Source organism: Shimia sp. (genome assembly GCF_041624275.1).
In the GTDB taxonomy this organism is placed as follows: Bacteria; Pseudomonadota; Alphaproteobacteria; order Rhodobacterales; family Rhodobacteraceae; genus Shimia.
The window spans coordinates 1-3534 of record NZ_JBFJVE010000241.1 but is presented as its reverse complement, the minus strand read 5'-3'; the positions used below and the strand labels follow the sequence as shown (position 1 = coordinate 3534).

General features: G+C 67.7%; 4 protein-coding genes. All 4 read left to right on the top strand.

The window, feature by feature from the left end:
* On the top strand, positions 1 to 232 hold a 232-nt coding region (locus tag ABZD10_RS14350), incomplete at its 5' end, for a hypothetical protein (RefSeq protein WP_372887516.1).
* Positions 222 to 968 (top strand): RNA methyltransferase, encoded by a 747-nt coding sequence (locus tag ABZD10_RS14345; RefSeq protein WP_372887514.1) that lies wholly within the window; start codon positions 222 to 224, stop codon positions 966 to 968. The genes ABZD10_RS14350 and ABZD10_RS14345, both read left to right, overlap by 11 nt.
* Positions 969 to 1036: 68 nt before the next feature.
* The gene (ctaA, locus tag ABZD10_RS14340; RefSeq protein ID WP_372887512.1) at positions 1037 to 2191 is read left to right on the top strand and encodes a heme A synthase; all 1155 of its coding nucleotides are present in this window, start codon (positions 1037 to 1039) and stop codon (positions 2189 to 2191) included.
* A 4-nt stretch (positions 2192 to 2195) separates the two neighbouring features.
* A partial coding sequence (locus ABZD10_RS14335) for a carboxypeptidase M32 (RefSeq protein ID WP_372887511.1) occupies positions 2196 to 3534 on the top strand: 1339 nt, incomplete at its 3' end.

The following is a 3534-nucleotide window of genomic DNA, read 5'->3' as shown; positions in this document are numbered from 1 at the left end:
TCGGTTTTTCGCCAAGGCCGGCGCGCGCGCCGAGATCGTCGCGCATCAGCGCCGCCAGCCCCCTGTCATAGGCCATGTCGTGATCCTTTCGTGTTGCGCCGGGGATTCTAGGCCTCCGGCGGGGATATTTGAAGCAAGAGAAAGCCCGGCGGCTTGTGTTTTCGGGGCCAGGGGCGGTATGAGCGGCGCAGTTCGACAGGCTATCGTCAAGGAGCAGGCCCATGCCAAGTGAGACACCGCAGCCCGCCTTCGTGCTGGTGCGCCCGCAGATGGGAGAGAACATCGGCGGCGCGGCGCGGGCGATGTGGAATTTCGGGCTCGACCGGATGCGCCTGGTGGCGCCGCGCGACGGCTGGCCGAACCAGAAGGCGATTGCCATGGCCTCGGGCGCGGGGCGGCTCTTGGACGAGGCGATGCTCTGCGAGGCGACCGCCGATGCGCTGGAGGACTGCCACTATGTCTTTGCCACCACGGCGCGGGCGCGGGGGCTGACCAAGCCGGTGGTGACGCCGGAACGGGCGATGCAGATGGCGCGCGAGAAGATCGCTGCCGGCGAGAAGGTGGCGGTGCTGTTCGGGCCGGAACGCTCGGGGCTGGAGAACGACGACATCGCCCGCGCCAATGCGATCATCAACGTGCCGGTGAACCCCGAGTTTGCCTCGCTCAACCTGGCGCAATGCGTGCTGCTGACCGCCTATGAATGGCGGCGCGGCGCGGTCGAGGTGGCGCCGGAACGGATGGACATGGCCAAGACCGACTGGGCCAACCAGGCCGAGATCGAGGCCCTGAGCGGCCATTTCGAGGCCCGTCTCGATGCGGCGGGGTTCTTCTTTCCCGAGGCCAAGGCCGAGGGCATGAAGACCAACCTGCGCAACATGTGGAGCCGCCTGCGCCTGACCCGGGCCGACGCGCAGATGCTGCACGGCATGCTGCGCCAGATGGTGCGCTGGAAGGAACGCGGCGATTGACCGTCCCGGGGTCTCTTGAAGCTCTGGATCGGGCCGCCTAATCTGCCGCCAATTGCAAGGAAGCGAAGATGAGCCAGAAGCGCAGTATATTCGAGGATGTGAGCGACAGCGGTGACCGCCAGAAGGCACCGGCCGGCGCGGTCGGCGTGATCGACCGGCACCGAAAGGGGGCGCGGCGCGGCATCCGGGCGTGGCTGGCGGTGCTTTTTGCCATGGTGGTGGTGATGATCGTCGTCGGCGGGCTGACCCGGCTTACCGACAGCGGCTTGTCGATCACCGAATGGCGCCCGGTGACCGGGGCCCTGCCGCCGATGAACGAGGCCGCATGGCAGGCCGAGTTCGAGAAATACCGCCAGATCGACCAGTGGCGCATCGACAACCAGTGGATGCAGCTGGCCGATTTCAAGGAGATCTACTGGTGGGAATGGGGCCACCGCCAGATCGGCCGGGTGATCGGACTGGTCTGGGCGCTGGGGTTTGCCGGTTTCGCGCTGGCGCGCCGGCTGCCGGCGGGCTGGGCTGCGCGCCTGCTGTTCATCGGCGTGCTCGGCGGCGTTCAGGGCGCCATCGGCTGGTGGATGGTCTCGTCCGGGGTGACCTCGGGCCAAGAGGTGACAAGCGTGGCCTCCTACCGGCTGGCGGTGCATCTGGGGCTGGCCTTTGTCATCCTCGGTTTCATCGGCTGGTACATCCTGCTGCTGGGACGCCCCGAGCGCGAGCTGTTGCAGGCGCGCCGGGGCAAGGAGCCGCGGCTGTTCGCGCTCTCGACGGGGCTGATGCACATGGCCTTGCTTCAGATCCTGCTCGGCGCGCTGGTGGCCGGGATCGACGCCGGCCGGTCGTTTGTCGACTGGCCGCTGATGGCCGGGCAGCTGTTCCCGCCCGAGGCGTTCTCGCTGACGCCGGGCTGGATCAATTTCATCGAGAACGCCGGGCTGGTGCAGTTCATGCACCGGGTCTGGGGCTATCTTCTGCTGGCCTTCGCGGTGGCGGTCTGGCTGGCGGGGCGCAAATCGGCCCATGCGGCGACGCGGCTTGCCTTCAACGCGCTGATCGCCGCCGTGGCGCTGCAGCTGGTGCTGGGCATCGTCACCGTGCTCTATGCCGCGCAGGTGCATGTGGCGATCACCCATCAGCTGGTGGCGGTCCTGGTCTGGAGCCTGATCCTGCGGGCCCGGTTCCTGGCGCATTACCCGCTGAAACGTTCGATTCGCGAGGGCTAGGCGGATGACGGCTTTTGCGCGGCTGATGCAGTATCAGCAGCAGACCGAGGCGCTGTCGCGGGTGGCGGGGCGTCTGGGATGGGACCAGGAAACCGTGATGCCGCGCGGCGCGGCGGGCCAGCGCGCCGAAGAGATGGCGGCGATGGAAAGCCTGCTGCATGCGCGCCGCAGCGACCCCCGGCTCGGGGCCTGGCTGGACGAGATCGACGATGCGGCGCTGGACGCGGCGGGGCAGGCGCAGATGCGGCTGATCCGCAGATCCCATGCGCGCACGATGAAGGTGCCGGCCGATCTTGCCGCCGAGATCGCGCGGGTGACCAGCCGGGCACAGGGGCAATGGGCCGAGGCGCGCGCCGCAGAGGATGTGGCGGCCTTCCTGCCGGTGCTGCGCGAGGTGGTGGCGCTGAAACGCGAAGAGGGGCAGGCGCTGGCGAATGGCGGCGACGTCTACGACGCGATGATCGACGATTACGAGCCGGCGATGACCGCGGCCGGGCTGTCGGCGATGTTCGCTGCCATGCGGCCGCGTCTGGTGGCCCTGCGCGGCGCGGTGCTGGCGGCGCCGGATCCCGGTGGCCTGCGGGGCAGTTTTCCGGCCGATCAGCAGATGCGGCTGACCCGGACCCTGGCCGAGGGCTTCGGCTATGACCTGAACCGGGGCCGCATCGACAAGGCGGTGCATCCGTTTTCTTCCGGCTCCGGCCAGGATGTGCGCATCACCACGCGCACCAGCGAGAGCGACCCTTTCAACTGCCTCTATTCGACCATCCATGAGGTCGGCCATGCCTGTTACGAGCAGAACATCGATGACGCCTATCTGCTGACCCCGCTGGGGCAGGGGGTGTCGATGGGGGTGCACGAAAGCCAGAGCCGGATCTATGAAAACCAGATCGGGCGGGGCCGGGCCTATTGCGGCTGGCTCTTCGGGCAGATGACCGAGATGTTCGGCGATTTCGGAGTGCGCGACGCCGAAAGCTTCTATCGCATCGTGAACCGGGTGCACAAAGGCCATATCCGCACCGAGGCCGACGAGGTGCAGTACAACCTGCATATCATGCTGCGCTTTGATCTCGAGCGGGCGCTGATGTCGGGCGATCTGGCGGTGGCGGACCTGGAGGCGGCCTGGAACGACCGCTTCCTGTCCGATTTCGGTCATCCGGTGGACCGGCCGTCGAACGGCTGTTTGCAGGATGTGCACTGGTCGGTGGGGCTGTTCGGCTATTTCCCGACCTATTCGCTGGGCAATGTCTATGCCGGCTGTCTTTACGACGCCCTGCGCGGGGCGGTGCCGCAGCTGGAGGCGCAGCTTGCCACCGGCGACACATCGGCGGCGACGGGCTGGC

Bases quoted from the DNA above. Each gene is read 5' to 3' on its own strand.
- ABZD10_RS14345 (WP_372887514.1), top strand. From the start codon at position 222: ATGCCAAGTGAGACACCGCAGCCCGCCTTCGTGCTGGTGCGCCCGCAG.
- ctaA (WP_372887512.1), top strand. From the start codon at position 1,037: ATGAGCCAGAAGCGCAGTATATTCGAGGATGTGAGCGACAGCGGTGAC.